Annotated in this window: 21 protein-coding genes; 7 read left to right on the top strand and 14 right to left on the bottom strand. The window is 44.2% G+C overall.

Annotated elements, in window-relative coordinates:
- Positions 1 to 189: 189 nt before the first annotated feature.
- The 3 genes from B7360_RS19085 to B7360_RS19075 all read left to right on the top strand — a co-directional run bounded on the left by B7360_RS19085 (position 190) and on the right by B7360_RS19075 (position 2,068).
- Positions 190 to 1,116 carry a replication initiation protein gene (locus B7360_RS19085; protein WP_085344365.1) on the top strand — a complete coding sequence of 309 codons (927 nt, stop codon included), beginning with the start codon at positions 190 to 192 and terminating at the stop codon, positions 1,114 to 1,116.
- Positions 1,117 to 1,256: 140 nt separating this feature from the next.
- A complete protein-coding gene (locus B7360_RS19080) occupies positions 1,257 to 1,613 on the top strand; it encodes a hypothetical protein (RefSeq protein ID WP_085344364.1) in 357 nt (118 codons plus the stop codon).
- Between the two features lie 164 nt (positions 1,614 to 1,777).
- On the top strand, positions 1,778 to 2,068 hold the full coding sequence (locus B7360_RS19075) for a hypothetical protein (protein ID WP_085344363.1): 291 nt from the start codon (positions 1,778 to 1,780) through the stop codon (positions 2,066 to 2,068).
- Here the strand turns inward: B7360_RS19075 and B7360_RS19070 are convergent.
- From B7360_RS19070 to B7360_RS19055, 4 genes are all read right to left on the bottom strand, one after another.
- On the bottom strand, positions 2,057 to 3,427 hold the full coding sequence (locus tag B7360_RS19070; protein ID WP_085344362.1) for a relaxase/mobilization nuclease domain-containing protein: 1,371 nt from the start codon (positions 3,425 to 3,427) through the stop codon (positions 2,057 to 2,059). The two genes, B7360_RS19075 and B7360_RS19070, sit on opposite strands and share 12 nt — an antisense overlap.
- Positions 3,424 to 3,768, bottom strand: coding sequence for a MobC family plasmid mobilization relaxosome protein (locus tag B7360_RS19065; RefSeq protein WP_085344361.1), 345 nt, complete (start codon positions 3,766 to 3,768; stop codon positions 3,424 to 3,426). The genes B7360_RS19070 and B7360_RS19065 overlap by 4 nt, the downstream gene beginning before the upstream one ends.
- Positions 3,769 to 3,992: 224 nt before the next feature.
- On the bottom strand, positions 3,993 to 4,781 hold the full coding sequence (locus B7360_RS19060) for a hypothetical protein (protein WP_085344360.1): 789 nt from the start codon (positions 4,779 to 4,781) through the stop codon (positions 3,993 to 3,995).
- Between the two features lie 87 nt (positions 4,782 to 4,868).
- The gene (locus tag B7360_RS19055) at positions 4,869 to 5,156 is read right to left on the bottom strand and encodes a pyocin activator PrtN family protein (RefSeq protein ID WP_085344359.1); all 288 of its coding nucleotides are present in this window, start codon (positions 5,154 to 5,156) and stop codon (positions 4,869 to 4,871) included.
- Between the two features lie 789 nt (positions 5,157 to 5,945).
- Here B7360_RS19055 and zur point away from each other — a divergent pair.
- Both zur and B7360_RS19045 read left to right on the top strand, forming a co-directional pair.
- On the top strand, positions 5,946 to 6,410 hold the full coding sequence (gene zur / locus B7360_RS19050; protein ID WP_005381268.1) for a zinc uptake transcriptional repressor Zur: 465 nt from the start codon (positions 5,946 to 5,948) through the stop codon (positions 6,408 to 6,410).
- A 9-nt stretch (positions 6,411 to 6,419) separates the two neighbouring features.
- Positions 6,420 to 6,881, top strand: a complete 462-nt coding sequence (locus B7360_RS19045) for a chemotaxis protein CheX (protein WP_005381269.1) — start codon at positions 6,420 to 6,422, stop codon at positions 6,879 to 6,881.
- 105 nt (positions 6,882 to 6,986) lie between these two features.
- Here B7360_RS19045 and pgi read toward each other — a convergent pair whose 3' ends face one another.
- Positions 6,987 to 8,639 carry a glucose-6-phosphate isomerase gene (pgi, locus tag B7360_RS19040; protein ID WP_053807699.1) on the bottom strand — a complete coding sequence of 551 codons (1,653 nt, stop codon included), beginning with the start codon at positions 8,637 to 8,639 and terminating at the stop codon, positions 6,987 to 6,989.
- A gap of 306 nt (positions 8,640 to 8,945) precedes the next feature.
- On the opposite strand from pgi, the gene B7360_RS19035 reads away from it, so the two are divergent.
- Positions 8,946 to 9,365 (top strand): secondary thiamine-phosphate synthase enzyme YjbQ, encoded by a 420-nt coding sequence (locus B7360_RS19035; protein WP_085344358.1) that lies wholly within the window; start codon positions 8,946 to 8,948, stop codon positions 9,363 to 9,365.
- 38 nt (positions 9,366 to 9,403) lie between these two features.
- On the opposite strand, the gene alr is transcribed toward B7360_RS19035, so the two are convergent.
- Both alr and B7360_RS19025 read right to left on the bottom strand, forming a co-directional pair.
- Entirely contained in the window at positions 9,404 to 10,480 is a 1,077-nt protein-coding gene (alr, locus tag B7360_RS19030) for an alanine racemase (RefSeq protein WP_101911929.1), read from the bottom strand.
- Between the two features lie 13 nt (positions 10,481 to 10,493).
- Positions 10,494 to 11,894 (bottom strand): replicative DNA helicase, encoded by a 1,401-nt coding sequence (locus B7360_RS19025; RefSeq protein ID WP_005395704.1) that lies wholly within the window; start codon positions 11,892 to 11,894, stop codon positions 10,494 to 10,496.
- Positions 11,895 to 12,115: 221 nt separating this feature from the next.
- Between B7360_RS19025 and B7360_RS19020 the strand changes: the two genes are divergently transcribed.
- Entirely contained in the window at positions 12,116 to 12,880 is a 765-nt protein-coding gene (locus tag B7360_RS19020) for a DUF481 domain-containing protein (RefSeq protein ID WP_006743223.1), read from the top strand.
- 79 nt (positions 12,881 to 12,959) lie between these two features.
- On the opposite strand, the gene rplI is transcribed toward B7360_RS19020, so the two are convergent.
- From rplI to B7360_RS18985, 7 genes are all read right to left on the bottom strand, one after another.
- Positions 12,960 to 13,412 (bottom strand): 50S ribosomal protein L9, encoded by a 453-nt coding sequence (gene rplI, locus B7360_RS19015; protein ID WP_005381278.1) that lies wholly within the window; start codon positions 13,410 to 13,412, stop codon positions 12,960 to 12,962.
- Between the two features lie 33 nt (positions 13,413 to 13,445).
- The gene (gene rpsR, locus B7360_RS19010) at positions 13,446 to 13,673 is read right to left on the bottom strand and encodes a 30S ribosomal protein S18 (protein WP_000090472.1); all 228 of its coding nucleotides are present in this window, start codon (positions 13,671 to 13,673) and stop codon (positions 13,446 to 13,448) included.
- A 16-nt stretch (positions 13,674 to 13,689) separates the two neighbouring features.
- Positions 13,690 to 13,992, bottom strand: coding sequence for a primosomal replication protein N (priB, locus tag B7360_RS19005; RefSeq protein ID WP_085344356.1), 303 nt, complete (start codon positions 13,990 to 13,992; stop codon positions 13,690 to 13,692).
- An 8-nt stretch (positions 13,993 to 14,000) separates the two neighbouring features.
- Positions 14,001 to 14,390, bottom strand: coding sequence for a 30S ribosomal protein S6 (gene rpsF / locus B7360_RS19000; protein ID WP_005381299.1), 390 nt, complete (start codon positions 14,388 to 14,390; stop codon positions 14,001 to 14,003).
- A 242-nt stretch (positions 14,391 to 14,632) separates the two neighbouring features.
- Positions 14,633 to 15,304 (bottom strand): ribulose-phosphate 3-epimerase, encoded by a 672-nt coding sequence (rpe, locus tag B7360_RS18995; RefSeq protein WP_005395709.1) that lies wholly within the window; start codon positions 15,302 to 15,304, stop codon positions 14,633 to 14,635.
- A gap of 92 nt (positions 15,305 to 15,396) precedes the next feature.
- A complete protein-coding gene (locus tag B7360_RS18990) occupies positions 15,397 to 16,236 on the bottom strand; it encodes a Dam family site-specific DNA-(adenine-N6)-methyltransferase (RefSeq protein WP_047009939.1) in 840 nt (279 codons plus the stop codon).
- Between the two features lie 69 nt (positions 16,237 to 16,305).
- Positions 16,306 to 17,820 carry an SPOR domain-containing protein gene (locus B7360_RS18985; RefSeq protein WP_085344355.1) on the bottom strand — a complete coding sequence of 505 codons (1,515 nt, stop codon included), beginning with the start codon at positions 17,818 to 17,820 and terminating at the stop codon, positions 16,306 to 16,308.
- Positions 17,821 to 17,834 lie beyond the last annotated feature (14 nt).

Here is a 17,834-nt window from a genome sequence, read left to right as displayed (position 1 = left end):
GATCGTAAGAAATAAAAGATCCTATAGAGGGTATCTGAAGCCTTGTCTGTAAAGGCTTTCAAGCATGTACATTGACAGTGTATGGGAACTTATCCTGATGCCATTGACAGAAAATGGGCTTTTTACGACACAGTTTGGGGAATTTAATGACATCTTTTGGGATTTTTTAAAAAGGACATATTGGCAGTAATGGCAATCAAAAAAAACAATAATCAAACAGTGGCAACGAAAGTGGAATTGCAAGAAGTAGACTCATTTGAATTGAGAGCGACTCAGAAGTATGAATCTAACAAGGTCATCTCACCAACAAATTTCAAACTCAAAAATGAGTGGGTTTTTGCTGATTATGACTTATCTGCCTCAGCACTGAGGTTGCTCTACTTTTCAGCAGCGCACTTTGATGATGAATTGTTTTATGCTGACGAAAACGTGTTCGGAGTCAAACCAAAAAGCAAAATTAGCAAAGAAGTCCATTGGGAGATTTATGAAGAACGTGATTCGCGAACCATTTTAATTCCAGCGACCGTTCTGATGAAAGTGATCCGAGGTAGTAAGCGTGATGGTAAATCGAATAATTACAAACCATTGAATGATGCCATCCTCGAACTGAACTCAGCCGAATTAACACTGAACTCGAAAAAACACGGTAGGCCGACACCAAAAACGATTCCAATTTTTGACAAAGTTGAGATGTTTAGATTACACGAAGTTGGAATCAGTAAGAAAATTTTTGTCAAGCTGACTTTTAGTATCAAGTTCATGCCTTTAGTGATTGCTTGCTCTGCTTTTACGACTGTTTCATTCGATACCATAACAAACTTAAGTAACTCTTATGCGATGCGTTACTACCACTGGTGCCTTTATGAACTCAAAAAAGGAGCATCTGGAAGGTTCTCTGTTTCTGTTAGTGAAATCCGAAAGCGTTTCAAGATTGCTGATGACGAGTTTCGACATCACTTTGACTCCCGATTGATTCAAAAGCCCATTGATGACGTGATGGCGAATACAGATCTTGAGATATACATAGAAGAATTGCAGCGAGCAAGCAAAACAAAACGTCGAGCAAGGATTGAGGTTGCCACCTTTAACGTAACTCGACTACCTGAGGGTATTTAATCGAATTAGTCACTTTTAGTTCAAACCAACTAAAGTTGCCGATGATGAAGCGGCGGCAACGATGAAACAGATAAAGAAAACGGCTTGCTGCCATTCAGTTTAAATTCCCATCAAAGTTGTTATCCTTATAAAAAACACTTATGGAAAAAATTCCTTTCTCTAGAAAAAATAATCCTTTCTCATATGAAGCTCTTGATAATGAAGCTAAAGAAAAATACCACAATCTGAGAGTTGAGGATTTGGTGATTGAACACTGCATCGAAACAGGCTTCATTACATCAACTGACGTCACTACCAAGACAAGGAAGTTCTTAGTTCTCAAAGAGGCTATAGAAACGACTCTTAATGCATTCAAATTGGTTGATGACTTCGATGACACGAATATCACTATAGACAACCTTGACGCTTGTATCGAGTACAAAAAGAAGCTAAAACGGCGTGTCATAAAGGTAATATCGGATAAGTTACTGGCTGGTTTACCTAACTTCCGGCGCTAGAAATTAGTTAACTTATTACAACCCTATGCGTTGCATGACGTTTTATTTTGACTCTAACGTTCGTGCAACGTACACAATGATGAGAAGATGCAATGGGCGATGTTGCCTCTAAAGAGCTACTTACGATATTAATAAAGGCAGAGCGAGTTAAAGGACAGGGGTACATGATCATGTTTATCAGTGCGTTTTCCGCAACGTTGTCGTATTCGATATTTCCTTTTTTGAATGAATTTTGGTGGTCAAGAGTGATCACAGGCTTGCTTTCAGGTGTGGCTGCGTTCTGTATTTCTGCCCTGTTTTTCACTGTTTGGCTGGTTGAGTGGCGCACCGATAAAGCTTTGGCTAGCTTGCAGCCATCAACCAAAGACATTGAAAAGCTATTAAGCACGGGGGTGATTTTCTCATCAGAGCAACGCCGTTCATTTGAACGCTACTTAAAGACGCTAAATTGCTAGTGAGTTAGTGCCTTCCCTATCTTTAACAGTTGAGGGAATGTGCTTAGATAAGCGTAATGGATGCTCTTTTAATTTATCCCCTCTTCCGTTGTCTTTAAGCAATCTATTAAGCTGATCACAGTGCCGTTGAGTTGCTCGATAGACATCTCCAAGCTCTCGCGCCTCTGCTTCTCGTCGGTTAATGCATCCTGCAAGAGATTTAATTGCATCTCTAAGCTTTGTGAGGACTTCAGATACCCATGTTGAAGGGCTTTTAGATTGGTCAGTATGGTCGTTAGCATATTGGTTTATTGATTTTTTATTATTTTCTTCAATGGCTTTGTTATCTGGCAGTACAACTGAGTCGGGTTGTCTTGCGACCTGACTACTTGTTGGCAAGGCTGAAATGGATTGATTTCGTATTCTAGTGTCAGATATCGTCCCAATATCACTCCTGATAGTAATACCATCAGACTCAATAGCATGGGGAACAGCCAATGCTGGCGGCGCTGCCTTGCTAGGTGCAAGTTGATAGATTTTTCGACGTTGGCGAGCGAGGTGCCGATTTCGCTGTTGAAGTCGTTGTTTGTTTTCTTTAATTCGTTCATGACGCTGGCGTGCAAAGCTTGCAGTTCTTTCTGCCTGCTGTGCCGCGCTGTTTCCAATGCCTGAGTAAGATTTGCCATAGAGTTCGCCTTTGAGGCGTATCGGTTTTTGGTATCCGTCTGCTGTAAAAGAGACGGATGATTTAGTAGTACGTGTTACGGTGACACCCTCGATGTCATTCAGTGCACCAATGACATCTTGTTGGTTGTTTAAGGTTCCACCTACTGCAAGATCAAATAGATAATTATCTATTTGTGCCATCAGCTCACGCCTTGGCCTCGAATTATCCCCCCATGTAAAGGTTCGAGCCTTAGCTGGGTCATTGGGATCGGTAAAGCCAAAGGTGTCGTTAGCGATGCTTTTCCACGTATCAATACGCGCCATATCTCGCCTATGTACATAAGGCGTTAATGCCTTTCCTGTAGTCAGCTCCATATTCACGATATGGAAGTTCAGTTCCAATCGCCCTTTATCACGATGCTCAATCCAAACAATATCGTATTGCTCTGGCTTGAGTCCGGTCATCAAGGTTTGTTCAAATGACGCCATCAATTGCTGCTTTTGGTGAGCAGGGATATCGGCTTCTTCAAAGCTCAAACAGCCATACGTGAAGGCTTTTGAGAATCGGCTAGCCTGTTTAAGCCATTCTCTTGTGATATCGGGATTTCCTGACAGCAATACAGGTTTTACTTTGCGGCGCTTGGTGCCACCTTCTAAATACTTTAAGCCGTTCGTCACTGCTGAGTGATCGCCTTTAAAAAATTTTACTATCATGCTACTGATTTGGTTAAGGCGCTTAACAGGGCATTCATCTGCACAAGCTGTGCCTGCACTGCCACCAAATCAACCAACGAGCCAGATTTTTTTGCGCTGTTCATATAACGTGCGATTTGATTGAGGTTGTTGCCAATTCGCGCCACCTGTCGCACTAGTGCCGGATCTTGTTTCAATTCTTTATAGACGGTTCGGTGAGGATTGGTGTCGGGTTCAAGAGCGATGGTGCGCAGCCAATCCGAAACATTACCATTGGCATGAGCAAAAATTTGAAATTTTTCTTCTTTGGAAACTCGTAACTGAATGCACTCAGTTCGTCTTATTTTTCCGCTGTGGTTCATCACGTTGGGTTTTGTTTTTGATGCTGCGAGGCAGCTTTAGGGAGGGGATTAAAGGGGTAGGAACGCACCTCTTTGCCAGCGATTTGAGAGTGTAAGGAACGTCATGACAAATCTATGCTGGCTAGAGAATCACCTCTTTAAAAACATAATACTTCAATCTAGTAAGTGCAAATTGAAAGGCAAAGGGAGGAAAACCATAAGACTTTGAAGGGTCTTACTAATGCTCATACTAACAGCTTCATAAACGAGCTATGGGCGGTAAATTCATTGTTGTTGCTTTCTTCTAATACATCTTTAGTGACAGCATAAATAGCTTCAAGCGTCTCAAAGCTTCTAACTAAAGTATCCTCATCAACATTCAGATTTGTGTCGACTAAGGCGACCAGATACTCGCCCGAATCCTGATTTTCAAAAATTGACAGAAAAAAACCGTTAATGCTTATGCTGAAAACATCCTCTACATACAAGTAATCTTCACCGTTGATAACAATTGTTTTTTCATCACGCTTGATTGCTAAAATCCCTTTCATTGCATACTTAACCCTGCTTGGATACTTGCCTGTTCGCTTCCACTTGATCGCCTCTTGTTGGGTGATACCCATACGCTCACAAAATTCATCTTGACTAATATCTAGCGCTTTTAGGCTGTCATCAAATTCTGTGGCTTTAATAAAGTACACAATGCGTTTTTGAATATCATAAAGAACATCATTTGCAACGTCACCAGCGTCTAACTCGCCACCGCCTCTTTTTGACGCATACACGTCAATTGCATCACGTAGATCGGAGCCGTAATCATCATCGCTATCAATCTCACATTGACTTTCATCATTCATAGTCACGTAGATTGTGTGATCTTTCCCAAGGATAGAGATTTGAGTCTCAAGCTGACCATGCTCCTCTGAATCTGCACCATGGACAACAAGCGTTTCGATGATCTCTTGCGTTACTTCCTCTGCGCTGATGCCGCCTATTTCGATTACTATGTCTTGATTAGTAATTTGTTCTTTCATGATCGGTTCCGTTTAAGTTCATATATTTTATCGGCTCTCGCACTTCACGAGTACAGCACGGTTAAACCCTATTTAATACCCGAGCATTTAATGTCTCCTCGAGCCATTGGTTCTTTTCCATATTTTCTCGCTCTCTAGACGTTGGCGTTCGATAAATTTAACCAAGTCGTCAAAGCTAACAAACCAAGGCGACTTCTGTGAGCTGCCTAAACGAACTACTGGAAACGGTAGGTCTTGCTGCGCAGCTCTGCGCTTGATAGTTGTTGGTGCAATGCCAAATAATGGCTCGGCGACGTCTACTACAGGGATAAAGGGTTGATGATTGAACTGTTGAGCTAAAAGCGATCTTGTGGTCGGTTCAGAACGTGATGTCATTGCTCTCTGCTATTAACGGCTAACGAATACTTAAGCCATAATGTTACAAGGATTAGAAAGGAATAGAAGTATGGCAAAACACTAACACACATCAGTTAAGCAACTGTTAAATAAGAATAATGTTAATTTTCGAGGATAATTTTTTTTTCAAAACACTCAATAAATGTGACTAAAATCACCATTATTCTTGTTATGGCTAATAATTAGAAAGCAATGCTTTCCAGAACGAAGATGATGTTACGATTTAAGACGTTGAGGCTAAAAACAGAGTGCTGATAATTGCAAATTTATTGATGGGGAATACAATGGAGATCTGAAGGCAAAGACGAATGCAAGGCGATAACTTTCTACCCCTATTTTCCCCTTCTTTTTCACACGCAGACTCAACTTGCTGATTTTAAAAGATTAAAGACTATTGTCAGTCCAATCGAGCATTGGTGCTACGGAGAGCCTGCAAGAATGAGTCATGATATAAACACCCGTTTTTATGTTGCCAAGGTCGAGCGCAGCAGTACGCTCAAAAAATAAGTCGGGTATTGTATACCCAAGCACCTCTAGGTGCTAGTTTCAGCGAGAATGATTTGGTTGGCTGGCTAGCCAAATGCTTAGGAGTATGCAGCAGTAATACGAATTCGTCACTCGTTGATTCATTCTGTGATGACTATTCCGACTTCACACCACCACCGACTTGCTTTAATTCATGATTTTCGTTCTGATAGTGGGTAAAATGAAGCATTTCTAAACGAACTTCGTATAGAAATGATTTATCATAGAGCACGTCCGATAGTTATGGTGAAAGGTTTGAACCCAACAATCATTGAACAAATTGAAAGTATCTGCGCAGAGCGTGGAGTACGATTGACTCCGCAACGCCGACGCGTATTTGAACTCATTTGTTCTAATCGCCGCGCCTCAAGTGCGTATGAGCTATTGGAGCAACTAAAAGAGAGTGAGCCTCAGGCTAAGCCTCCCACTGTTTATCGAGCATTAGATTTTCTCCTAGAGCAAGGCTTCATCCACCGAGTGGAATCGACAAATAGCTTTATTACTTGTTGTTCTTTCAATACTCAGCAGCACTTTTTCCAATTACTAATTTGCGATAAATGTGGTGATGTCGTTGAACTCGAAGATGAGACGCTGATATCCTTGTTAGCCGAAAACGCCGAGAAGCATGGATTCAAACTGACCAACCAAGTTATTGAAACTCATGGTGAATGCCAGGCCTGTTCCTCCGAGACGAAAGAAAAAGTATAGAAGAACGTTATGCGCGCTGAATTTGTAAACCCGTTTTTAGCTTCTTTAATGAACGTGCTAAAAACCATGGCTTCTCTTGAGCTGAAGCCACAAAAACCGCGAATCAAAAAAGATGAGATCGCACGAGGTGACGTTTCTGGTCTGATTGGCATGGTAGGTCCACAAACTCGTGGTTCAATGTCGATTACCTTTGATGAAGCGCTAGCTCTAGAAATCATGCAGAACATGCTTGGTGAGCGTCCAAATGGACTCAATGAAGAGGTCACCGATATGGTGGGTGAGATCACCAACATGGTTACTGGTGGTGCGAAACGCATTCTGGCGGAAAGTGGTTTTGATTTTGATATGGCAACACCGGTAGTGGTTTCTGGCCGAGGCCATACGATTCGCCACAAGTGTGAGGGCTCAATCATCATCATGCCTTTCTCTTCCCAATGGGGAAATGCCTTTATCGAAATTTGCTTCGAATAAAAGAGAAAAAATAGGTTGGCACTGGCCAACCTATTTTGTTTTTGCCTCAGGCAATAAAAAAGGTCAGCATTTGCTGACCTTTTCTTTATCTATTCAAACCAAACATTAAGCTTTGAACGCTTTAAATGCGTTGATTAGGCCGTTTGTTGAGCTGTCATGCGAGCTGATTTGAGACTCGTCTGCAAGCTCAGGTAGGATTTGGTTAGCCAGTTGTTTACCTAGCTCCACGCCCCATTGGTCAAAGCTGAAGATATTCCAGATAACACCTTGTACGAAAATTTTGTGTTCGTACATTGCGATCAAGTTACCTAGCGTACGAGGTGTGATTTGCTTCACTAGGATAGAGTTTGTTGGACGGTTACCTTCAAACACTTTGAATGGCGCAATCGCGGCCACTTCTTCAGCGTTCTTACCTGCTTTCACCAACTCTTCTTTCACGGTTTCTTCACTCTTACCAAACGCTAGTGCTTCAGTTTGCGCAAAGAAGTTGGACATCAGTTTTTGGTGATGATCGCTAGCTGGGTTGTGGCTGATTGCAGGTGCAATGAAGTCACATGGGATCAGCTTAGTGCCTTGGTGAATCAGTTGGTAGAACGCGTGCTGACCGTTGGTACCTGGTTCACCCCAAATAATAGGGCCCGTTTGGTAAGTCACAGCATTGCCTTCACGGTCAACGTATTTACCGTTTGATTCCATGTTACCTTGCTGGAAGTATGCCGCGAAACGGTGCATGTACTGATCGTAAGGTAAGATAGCTTCTGATTCCGCACCGTGGAAGTTGTTGTACCAAATACCGATAAGCGCAAGGATCACAGGGATGTTGCTTTCTAGGTCTGTTGATACGAAGTGCTTGTCCATCTCGTGAGCACCTTCAAGCAGCTCAACGAAGTTGTCGTAACCTACCGCTAATGCGATTGATAAACCGATTGCAGACCATAGTGAGTAACGGCCACCAACCCAGTCCCAGAATTCGAACATGTTCGCGGTATCGATACCGAATTCAGACACGGCTGTCGCGTTCGTTGAAAGCGCAGCAAAGTGCTTAGCCACGTGAGCTTGATCACCCGCAGACTCTAGGAACCAATCACGAGCAGTGTGCGCGTTAGTCATGGTTTCTTGCGTTGTGAACGTCTTAGACGCGATCAAGAATAGCGTCGTTTCTGGGTTAACTTTCTTCAACGTTTCAACGATGTGAGTACCATCAACGTTAGATACGAAGTGAAGGTTTAGATGATTTTTGTATGGTGCTAGAGCTTCCGTCACCATGTAAGGACCAAGGTCAGAACCACCGATACCGATGTTCACGATATCTGTAATTGCTTTACCTGTGTAACCTTTCCACTCACCGCCGATAACGCGTTCAGTGAATGATTTCATTTTTTCTAGAACCGCGTTCACTGCTGGCATTACGTCTTCGCCGTCTACCATTACTGGTGTATTCGCGCGGTTACGTAGTGCAGTGTGAAGAACAGCGCGACCTTCTGTTTGGTTGATCGCTTCGCCACTGAACATCGCTTCAATTGCAGATTTCAGCTCAGTCTCGTTCGCAAGAGCGAACAGGTGCTTCAGAGTTTCCTCATTGATGAGGTTCTTTGAGTAATCGACTAGGATGTCTGAGCCGAAACGTGCAGAGTATTTGTCGAAACGCGCTGCGTCTTGAGCAAATAACTCTTTAAGATCCATATCTTGTGCAGATTCGAAATGCGCAGTTAGCGCTTTCCAAGCTTGTGTTTGCGTTGGATTGATATTTTTCAACATGGTCTTTATCCCGATGTTACAGTAGGTTCCATTCCTTACAGTCTAGCGAAAACTGTGGAATCCCCGATTTAGCAAATAGAATATTAATTAGATGTTTGGGCGAATTGCCACAAAACAAGTCTTTGTAATTTTTTTTCAGGTGCCAATTATGACTGAGAGTATTTACACTCACATTGAGTTAGGTCACGTTCCCTGCCCTGAAAATGAACAATTCATTTACGATGACAAGAATCATATCACTTACTAATGACAGGCTCTAATTGGAATAGGATAGACGCCAATTTATAAATTTCCAAAGGAACACGTATGTGGGCACAAAAAACACTGCAATTAAAAGCGAGAAGCCGCGGTTTTCACCTAATAACTGATGAAATTGAACAACAATTACCACAAATAAACGAGCTTTCGGTAGGTTTATTACACCTATTTATTCAACATACCTCCGCCAGTTTGACCTTAAATGAGAATGCTGATCCAACCGTGCGTATGGATATGGAAGCGCACTTCAATAAGTTTGTGCCAGAGCGTGCTCCTTATTATCAGCACACCTATGAGGGGGATGACGACATGCCAGCACACATTAAAGCATCCCTACTTGGCAGTAGTGTGACGATACCAATCCAAAATGGTCGATTAGCTTTAGGAACATGGCAGGGCATTTACTTAGGTGAGCACCGAGACTATGGCGGCGGCCGCCGCGTTATTGCTACGATTAACGGTGAGTAGATAAAACAAAGGCTAACCTTAGGTTAGCCTTTCGCTGTTTATTTTGAGTACTCCATCTCGACGCGAGGCGTTAGCTTAGTCACGAGTTCATACGCAATGGTACCAATGTGACCCGCCACTTCTTCTACTGGGAGCTCTTTCCCCCAAAGAATCGCTTCGTCGCTGACTTTATCCGTTGCATCTGGTCCCAAATCGACCGTCAGCATATCCATGGAAACTCGACCTGCGATAGGTACTTTACGACCATTTACCCAAACCGGAGTGCCATTCGGGGCACTTCTTGGGTAACCGTCGCCATACCCTACTGCGATGACACCGACTTTTGTATCTCGCTGACTGGTCCACATACCGCCGTAGCCAACACTTTCGCCCTTCTTAACTTCACGTACCGCAATAAGATGGGATTTAAGTGTCATCACGGGTTGATACCCCAGATCTTGTGCGGTCTTGTCATCAAATGGCGATACACCATACATGATGATGCCCGGACGAACCCAATCCAAATGGCTTTGAGGCCATGCCAACAACCCCGCAGAGGCCGCAAGTGAACACTCCCCCTGACAACCAGAGGTCAACGACTTAAACAGCTCAATCTGTTGGGGAGTGATATGGCTATCCAGCTCATCTGCACAGCCAAAGTGACTCATGTAACGTAACGGCTTGGCTACGTTTGGACACTCTTTCAACCGCGTGACAAACTCATCATATTGCTCAGGGCGAACGCCAAGACGGTGCATCCCACTGTCAATCTTAAGCCACACGACAACCGGAGTTTCAAGGTCGGCTTGCTCCAAGGCGATAAGCTGCTCTTCACAATGAACCACCGTTTGGATGTTGTTCGTCACAAGAACAGGTAAGTCACCTGGAGAGTAAAAACCTTCTAGCAATAGAATCGGCTTTACCACGCCACAAGCGCGCAGTTGCAACGCTTCTTCAATGCGCGCAACACCAAAGGCATCCGCATGGTTGGCATGTTTTGCAACGTGACGTAATCCGTGACCATAGCCATTGGCCTTCACTACAGCCATCACTTTACTTTGGGGCGCTTGCGCTTTCACGCGCTGTAAGTTGTGCTGCAACGCAGACAAATCAATGCACGCCTTGGCCGCTTTCATATAGCTCATGGGGTTACTCATCATCAATATCGAATGCAGGACCCGCGTAGTTGTCAAAGCGCGAGTGTTGACCTTGGAAGGTGAGACGTACAGAGCCGATAGGGCCGTTACGTTGCTTACCAATGATGATTTCTGCCGTACCTTTGTATGGGCTATCTGGGTGATATACCTCGTCACGGTAGATGAACATGATCAAGTCGGCATCCTGCTCGATAGAGCCCGACTCACGCAAGTCCGAGTTTACTGGGCGTTTATCTGAACGTTGCTCTAGGGAACGGTTAAGCTGAGACAGCGCCACGACGGGCACATTCAGCTCTTTTGCCAGCGCTTTCAGAGAGCGCGAAATCTCCGCGATTTCCAGCGTACGGTTATCAGAGAGTGCAGGCACGCGCATAAGCTGAAGGTAGTCGACCATGATCATCGACAGACCGCCATGTTCACGTGCGATACGGCGAGCGCGTGAACGCACTTCGGTCGGAGTTAGACCGGAGCTGTCATCAATGTACATGTTTTTCTTCTGCATCAAGATACCCATAGTAGAAGAAATACGCGCCCAGTCTTCGTCATCCAGCTGACCCGTACGGATCTTGGTTTGGTCAACGCGAGACAAAGAGGCCAACATACGCATCATCAACTGCTCGGCTGGCATCTCTAGCGAGAAAATAAGCACAGGCTTCTCTTGTTGCATGGCCGCATTTTCACACAAGTTCATCGCAAAGGTCGTTTTACCCATCGATGGACGCGCCGCGACAATCACCAAATCAGAACCTTGCAAACCTGCGGTTTTCTTATTGAGGTCAGTGAAACCTGTGTCGACACCCGTTACACCATCTTGCGGCGTTTTATATAACAATTCGATACGTTCTAACGTCTTTTCGAGGATGTTATCAACATTTTGTGGCCCTTCGTTTTCACTGGTTCGTGACTCAGCGATGGCGAAAACTTTACTCTCCGCCATATCAATCAGATCTTCCGAACTTCGACCTTGAGGATCGTAACCCGCATCCGCAATCTCATTCGCGACACCGATCAAACCACGGACGATCGCTCGTTCGGCAACAATATCAGCGTACGCATTAATGTTAGCGGCGCTTGGCGTGTTTTTCGCCAAATCTGCAAGGTAAGCAAAACCGCCCACATCTTCTAATTGCTCGTGACGCTCCAGGTATTCCGATAAAGTAATAAGATCGAGAGGCTTGCCCGCTTCAAGAATGGTTTTTACACCTTCAAAAATTAGGCGATGCGGACGACTATAGAAATCACTGCTTACAACACGTTCGGCAACGGTGTCCCAACGTTCATTGTCCAGTAAGAGACCACCAATTACTGATTGCTCGGCTTCTAGTGAGTGAGGTGGCACTTTGATTGCGTCGACCTGACTGTCTGAAGGTTTGCGATTTCTGTTTTCCGCCATGACTTTGCTCGATAACTACTATTGACCCACGATTATAACCTTAACCTAACTGAGATGCTTCCCCGAAGCGACAATTACTTGTTAAGAAATCCACATGTGAACCGCACAAGTAATAGCCTGGTTCTTCCGCCCAGCTCTAATAAAAATTAACCTACCATTGACCCAACAAAATATCTGTATCAGTATCATGCCCCTCCTTTTTAATTACGTTCGAGGTTGATGTGTCCCGATACTGGTTACTTAGCTTTAGCTTACTATGCGCTAGTGCATCGTATGCTGACGAATCAGTACAGCCAGAGCAAAATATTGATGTGCCCGACCCATTAAAAACCGAGGTGGAGTTCGGCTATCAAGCTCACACAGGTAACACGGACTCTCGTTCCCTGAATGCTCGTTTGAGTGCTGAATATACGTCAGGTCGACACCGTTCTAATGGTGAATGGAAGTACTACAACTTGTACAAAGACGGTGAAGAAGACAAACGCTCATCCACCTACGCCCTACAGAGTGACTACAAGTTAGGTCCTAAAACGTATTTGTATGGCAGCTTTAAAGGGGTGGATTCTCGTTACAGTGCCTATTTTAAAGACTACACCTTATCAGGTGGTTTGGGTTACCAGTTTTCCTACACTGAAAACTTCATTTTAGAGGTAGAAGTCGGTCCTGGTTTTCGTTATCAAGAACCAAATTTAGATGAGATAGATGATGACGACATTGTCTTTCCCGATATCGTTCGAGAAGGCATTTTTCGAGGGAATATCAATACGACTTGGCACGCACTAGATAATCTGAGTTTCGCGGCTGATATTACGTTGGTAACAGGTAAAAGTAATACACGGGCCGATAGTGAGCTCAGCGTGACCAATGATATTACTGAAGATATTGCACTGAAACTGGCACACTCTCGTCAGTATCACGATAAAGTGCCTGAAGGCTTAAGCAAAGCGGATAGCGTATTTTCCGTTAATTTACTCTTCGCTTTTTAACCTGTTTTTTCTCCCAGTTTTAGAAATAAAAAAAGCACCTCCGAAGAGGTGCTTTTTAGTATTTCGTCTTGATACTGAATTACTCAGCAGCAACAACTTGTAGGTTCACAGTTGCGAAAACTTCAGAGTGAAGTTGAACGCTGATCTCGAACTCACCAGTTGTACGTAGAGCACCTTCAGGAAGGCGAACTTCGCTCTTAGCAACTTCAACGCCTGCAGCTGTGATAGCGTCAGCGATGTCACGAGTACCGATAGAACCGAATAGTTTGCCTTCGTCACCAGCTTTAGAAGCGATAACTACAGCTTCTAGAGCGTTAACTTTCTCTGCGCGAGCTTCTGCAGCAGCTAGTTGCTCAGCAACTTTAGCTTCTAGTTCAGCACGACGAGCTTCAAACATTTCAACGTTAGCTTTAGTTGCCATAACTGCTTTACCTTGTGGGATAAGGAAGTTACGAGCGTAGCCAGATTTAACGTTTGCAGTATCGCCAAGACCACCTAGGTTACCAATTTTATCAAGTAGAATAACTTGCATTGCTTAATCCTCTTTCTTAATAAAATGAACCGATTACTGATGCTTGTCAGTGTACGGTAGTAGAGCTAGGTAGCGTGAACGCTTGATAGCACGTGCTAGTTGACGCTGGTACTTAGCGCTTGTACCAGTGATACGGCTAGGTACGATTTTACCAGCTTCAGTGATGTAGTTTTTAAGAGTTGCTACGTCTTTGTAATCAATCTCTTGTACGCCTTCTGCAGTGAAACGGCAGAATTTACGACGACGGAAGAAACGAGCCATGGGCTATCTCCTGATCTTAAATTTGAGTAATGTTGTCGGCGTGTAACACTAATTTTCCCACGCCATTTCGGCCGGTTTGATAAGTGACAAAACCACTTACCTTAATGTTACTGCCTTGAACTAAATTCTGAGTTAGTGCTTGTGACTCAAGCCCGCTGACGACTACCGGCATACGACAATAAACTTGTCGAGGTAAGTCAGCTTCGATAATAGTAGAGCGATGCTCCAGCCAAAACCGACAGTGTTCAATGCCACCAGGGCTTTTACTACGAATGGGCGGTTTGGCAATGGTGCCGCTCAGCTCCATTCGATTGGCCATAAGAAAACTTACTCAGCAGCTTCTGACTTAGCTTCAGGCTTAGCTTCAGAACGCTCTTCACGACGTGGAGCACGCTCTTCTTTTTGCTTAAGCATGATAGATTGCTCAGTGATCGCTGCTTTAGTACGCATGATCATGTTACGTAGAACTGCATCGTTGAAACGGAAAGCAGTTTCTAGCTCATCAATTACAGCTTGGTCAGCTTCAACGTTCATTAGAACGTAGTGAGCTTTGTGAAGCTTGTTGATTGGGTAAGCCAGTTGACGACGGCCCCAGTCTTCTAGACGGTGGATTTTACCGCCAGCTTCAGTGATTGAACCAGTGTAACGCTCGATCATGCCAGCAACTTGCTCGCTTTGATCTGGGTGCACCATGAATACGATTTCGTAATGACGCATTGGTTGCTCCTTACGGATTATTCAGCTTCCACAAATGGCTCAGTCGTCCAGAGGAAGCAAGGAACTAAAGATAATTGACTGAGTTTAAGGAGCACGAATAGTACAGAAAGGGCGCAAAATAGGCAAGTGATTATTTGCTCAACGCAGGGGATATTTTATTTCATCCAACGTTAGAAATAACAAAGGCTACCAATAAAGTGACAGCCTTTAAAATCAGGGTATTATCGCGCGTATATCGGGGCTTATTTTACTTCAGCCAGCTCCGTGCGCATTTGGTCGATCACTTGTTTGTAATCTGGCTGACCGAAAATTGCCGAGCCTGCAACGAACATGTCTGCGCCCGCTTCTGCGATTTCACGAATGTTGTCAACCTTCACACCGCCATCAATTTCTAAACGGATATCTCGACCAGACTCATCGATCATCTTACGAACTGCACGCAGTTTATCTAGCGTGTGAGGAATGAATGATTGACCACCAAAGCCAGGGTTAACCGACATCAGTAGAATCATGTCGACTTTGTCCATGATGAACTCAAGGCTCGCAAGTGGCGTTGCTGGGTTTAGTACCACACCAGCCTGACAGCCGTGCTCTTTAATTAACTGCAGTGTACGGTCTACATGATCAGAAGCTTCCACATGGAATGTAATCATCGACGCACCCGCTTTTGCGAAATCAGGAATAATGCGGTCAACCGGTTTCACCATTAGGTGAACATCGATTGGTGCGGTGATGCCGTAATCGCGTAGTGCTTTACACACAGGTGCACCAAAAGTCAGGTTTGGTACATAGTGGTTATCCATAACGTCGAAATGCACCACATCCGCACCCGCTGCGAGTACTTTCTCGACATCTTCACCGAGACGAGCAAAATCTGCCGATAAAATGGATGGAGCAATAAGAAAATCTTTCATACCTGACCTCAGTAGTAATGAGCAAACAATCTGCGCGCAATTCTACCGAAGCCAGTGGGGAGATCCACTATTTAGATTTAATAGTGTGAGAACTAAGAGCTTGGTTTATCCATCTCAGGGGCATGAAAAAGCGCAAGCAGCTCATCGACTTTATTACGACCACTGCCATTGCGGCTAATGGTGCGCTTTACTTTTACTACATTGAGATCTGCACCGTGATACAACCGACGCGTCAACGTAGTGTCGTGGTTAGAAATCAGAACCGGAATACCACGCTCAGTCGCCGTTCTTTCAGCAATGTCGGCTAATGCAGCCTGGTCATCCAACGTGAAACCATTACCTGCGTATGAGGTGAAATTTGCCGTGTTTGAAAGCGGTGCATAAGGAGGATCGCAATACACCACACTCCCCTTACGTGCTCGGCGAAAAGTTTCTGGATAACCTTCACAAACGAACGTGGCTTTCTTGGCTTTTTCGGCAAAAAACTCCAATTCCGCCTCTGGGAAGTAAGGCTTTTTATATGAACCGAACGGAACGTTAAAACCGCCTTTTTTGTTGTAACGGCATAGACCATTAAAACCAAAGCGGTTCATGTACAAAAACGCTAAAGAGCGGTACATCACGTCATCGGTTTTATTAAACTCAGCGCGAATGTGTAAGTAAGCTTCTTTACGGTTATTCTCGGCGACAAACCAACGCTTCGCTTCAGAGATATACTCTTCAGGGCGCTCTTTTAGTAGGTTGTACAGATTGATCAGATCTGGATTGATATCTGCCAGTAGGTAATGGTCATAGTCGGTATTCAGAAACACTGAGCCCGCGCCAACAAAAGGTTCAACTAGCTTTCGAGCCGGCGGTAAATGACGTTGGATGTCTTCAACCAGTCCGTATTTTCCTCCTGCCCATTTAAGAAAGGCTCGTTGCTTTTTCATCTACTGCTCTATCTATCGACCAAAAATTAAGGCTGCGGAATGTAACATATTTTTCAGCGAAGCTCAGGTTTATTTCACTCGATCAATTTCGCGATGAACCTGACGGAGTGATTTTGCCCAAGGACTCACCGACTTAACCGAATCAGGCAAGCTTGCAACGGCATCGCGAGCCATTTGAATTGTCGGATAATCTTGGTATGTGATGATATACCACTCGGTGTCATTGCGAACGGTAGGATAAATTCGTACTTGATTTTTCAGCTGATGCTCATCGAGGAAGGCTTGTACATCGTCCATTGACGTCATAGCAGCAAGCTGCAGTGTATAGGCTCTTGGTGATAGTGCTTTTAATTCTTCGCGAGCAAATGAAAACTTAACCACAGACTGCTTCGCACCGTCTTCTTCTGGCTGAGCAGAAGTTTGCGTCATACCTTGATTTGGTTTTACGACTTTTATTAAGGGTGAGCTGGTTTCATCAGTGGCGTCTTGCTTCTCAACGCCCACGACATCATCAATCGCTTTTGTGTCTGCTGAATCAGCTTTACCTTCAAGCAATGCATCGACCACATTAGACTCAATCACCACTCTCTGTTGATTGTCATCACTGCCAACGCTCGCCACTTCTTCCGTTACTGCTGGCGGTAATGAATCAGAATCATCAATCGCGCCAGAGCCATCAAGGCCACTGCTAGTGTCATCAGTCACAGATTGTAGTGAAGACTGCGCAGCACTGATTCCTGACTCTTCAAAAGTTGGAATAGCCGTTTGCTCTAAACTACCAGCAATTTGCTGCGCTTTATCATCAGGGCTTGGTTGATTATACATCCACCAATAGCCACCAGCAGCAAGCAACAGTAATGCTAATACCACTAACGCAATATTCAGCGGTGAACCGACAATCGAGCGGATAATGATCCTTTTTTCCACTTTCATCTCTCCTAACGCCATGATGTCACCCGGTACTGGGTCAACTTTTTTAAATGCATCTCGAACCCGCTTCTCCGCCTCATCATCAACATAGCGCGCAACAAGTGATTCAAAGAAACGACGGGCTTCCACTTCGGACAACATATCAATATCAAGCTCAACAGGCTTTATCTCTTGTCCGTAACTGAGACGTGACAGCAATCCTTCTAAGCGCCCAGACTGCGTAAATAATAAGACATTGATGGTCCAATTCGGCTTATGATGCGCCTCTAAAACCAGCATCCAAAGCTCAGAAACGAGCGTCTCACTTAATAAATGCGCATCATCAACCACAATCGCGATATCACAAGGCTCATCACCCAATAGTCTTTCGAGACTATCAAGTAAAGGCTCTTGCTGATTAAACAATGCGTCCGAAACCAGTTGACTCAAAATAAGGATGCGGCGCTGCACATCATCTTGATTAGAATGACAAAGTAACAAACATTGATTCTTGTTACTGGCACCCACTTCAAGGTATCGCTGCGCTAACCAAGATTTTCCATAACCATCATGACCATTAATCGCAATGAAATTGGAACCAAAATTAGTCAGCAATCCTAACCTATCAAGCAACTCGATTTGAGAATCTAATTCCAGAACGTGAGCAACACTCATCTAATAACCTTAAT

Origin of the sequence: Vibrio sp. ArtGut-C1, assembly GCF_002105475.1 — a bacterium.
GTDB lineage: Bacteria > Pseudomonadota > Gammaproteobacteria > Enterobacterales > Vibrionaceae > Vibrio > Vibrio diabolicus.
The sequence above is the reverse complement of the archived record's forward strand: the minus strand, read 5'-3'. Positions and strand labels throughout refer to the sequence as shown.

Excerpts from the sequence above, each read along its gene's own strand:
- B7360_RS19085 (WP_085344365.1), top strand. The coding sequence starts at position 190 with ATGGCAATCAAAAAAAACAATAATCAAACAGTGGCAACGAAAGTGGAA.
- B7360_RS19080 (WP_085344364.1), top strand. The coding sequence starts at position 1,257 with ATGGAAAAAATTCCTTTCTCTAGAAAAAATAATCCTTTCTCATATGAA.
- B7360_RS19075 (WP_085344363.1), top strand. The coding sequence starts at position 1,778 with ATGATCATGTTTATCAGTGCGTTTTCCGCAACGTTGTCGTATTCGATA.
- B7360_RS19070 (WP_085344362.1), bottom strand. The coding sequence starts at position 3,427 with ATGATAGTAAAATTTTTTAAAGGCGATCACTCAGCAGTGACGAACGGC.
- B7360_RS19065 (WP_085344361.1), bottom strand. The coding sequence starts at position 3,768 with ATGAACCACAGCGGAAAAATAAGACGAACTGAGTGCATTCAGTTACGA.
- B7360_RS19060 (WP_085344360.1), bottom strand. The coding sequence starts at position 4,781 with ATGAAAGAACAAATTACTAATCAAGACATAGTAATCGAAATAGGCGGC.
- B7360_RS19055 (WP_085344359.1), bottom strand. The coding sequence starts at position 5,156 with ATGACATCACGTTCTGAACCGACCACAAGATCGCTTTTAGCTCAACAG.
- zur (WP_005381268.1), top strand. The coding sequence starts at position 5,946 with ATGGTGAAAGGTTTGAACCCAACAATCATTGAACAAATTGAAAGTATC.
- B7360_RS19045 (WP_005381269.1), top strand. The coding sequence starts at position 6,420 with ATGCGCGCTGAATTTGTAAACCCGTTTTTAGCTTCTTTAATGAACGTG.
- pgi (WP_053807699.1), bottom strand. The coding sequence starts at position 8,639 with ATGTTGAAAAATATCAATCCAACGCAAACACAAGCTTGGAAAGCGCTA.
- B7360_RS19035 (WP_085344358.1), top strand. The coding sequence starts at position 8,946 with ATGTGGGCACAAAAAACACTGCAATTAAAAGCGAGAAGCCGCGGTTTT.
- alr (WP_101911929.1), bottom strand. The coding sequence starts at position 10,480 with ATGAAAGCGGCCAAGGCGTGCATTGATTTGTCTGCGTTGCAGCACAAC.
- B7360_RS19025 (WP_005395704.1), bottom strand. The coding sequence starts at position 11,894 with ATGGCGGAAAACAGAAATCGCAAACCTTCAGACAGTCAGGTCGACGCA.
- rplI (WP_005381278.1), bottom strand. The coding sequence starts at position 13,412 with ATGCAAGTTATTCTACTTGATAAAATTGGTAACCTAGGTGGTCTTGGC.
- rpsR (WP_000090472.1), bottom strand. The coding sequence starts at position 13,673 with ATGGCTCGTTTCTTCCGTCGTCGTAAATTCTGCCGTTTCACTGCAGAA.
- priB (WP_085344356.1), bottom strand. The coding sequence starts at position 13,992 with ATGGCCAATCGAATGGAGCTGAGCGGCACCATTGCCAAACCGCCCATT.
- rpsF (WP_005381299.1), bottom strand. The coding sequence starts at position 14,390 with ATGCGTCATTACGAAATCGTATTCATGGTGCACCCAGATCAAAGCGAG.
- rpe (WP_005395709.1), bottom strand. The coding sequence starts at position 15,304 with ATGAAAGATTTTCTTATTGCTCCATCCATTTTATCGGCAGATTTTGCT.
- B7360_RS18990 (WP_047009939.1), bottom strand. The coding sequence starts at position 16,236 with ATGAAAAAGCAACGAGCCTTTCTTAAATGGGCAGGAGGAAAATACGGA.
- B7360_RS18985 (WP_085344355.1), bottom strand. The coding sequence starts at position 17,820 with ATGAGTGTTGCTCACGTTCTGGAATTAGATTCTCAAATCGAGTTGCTT.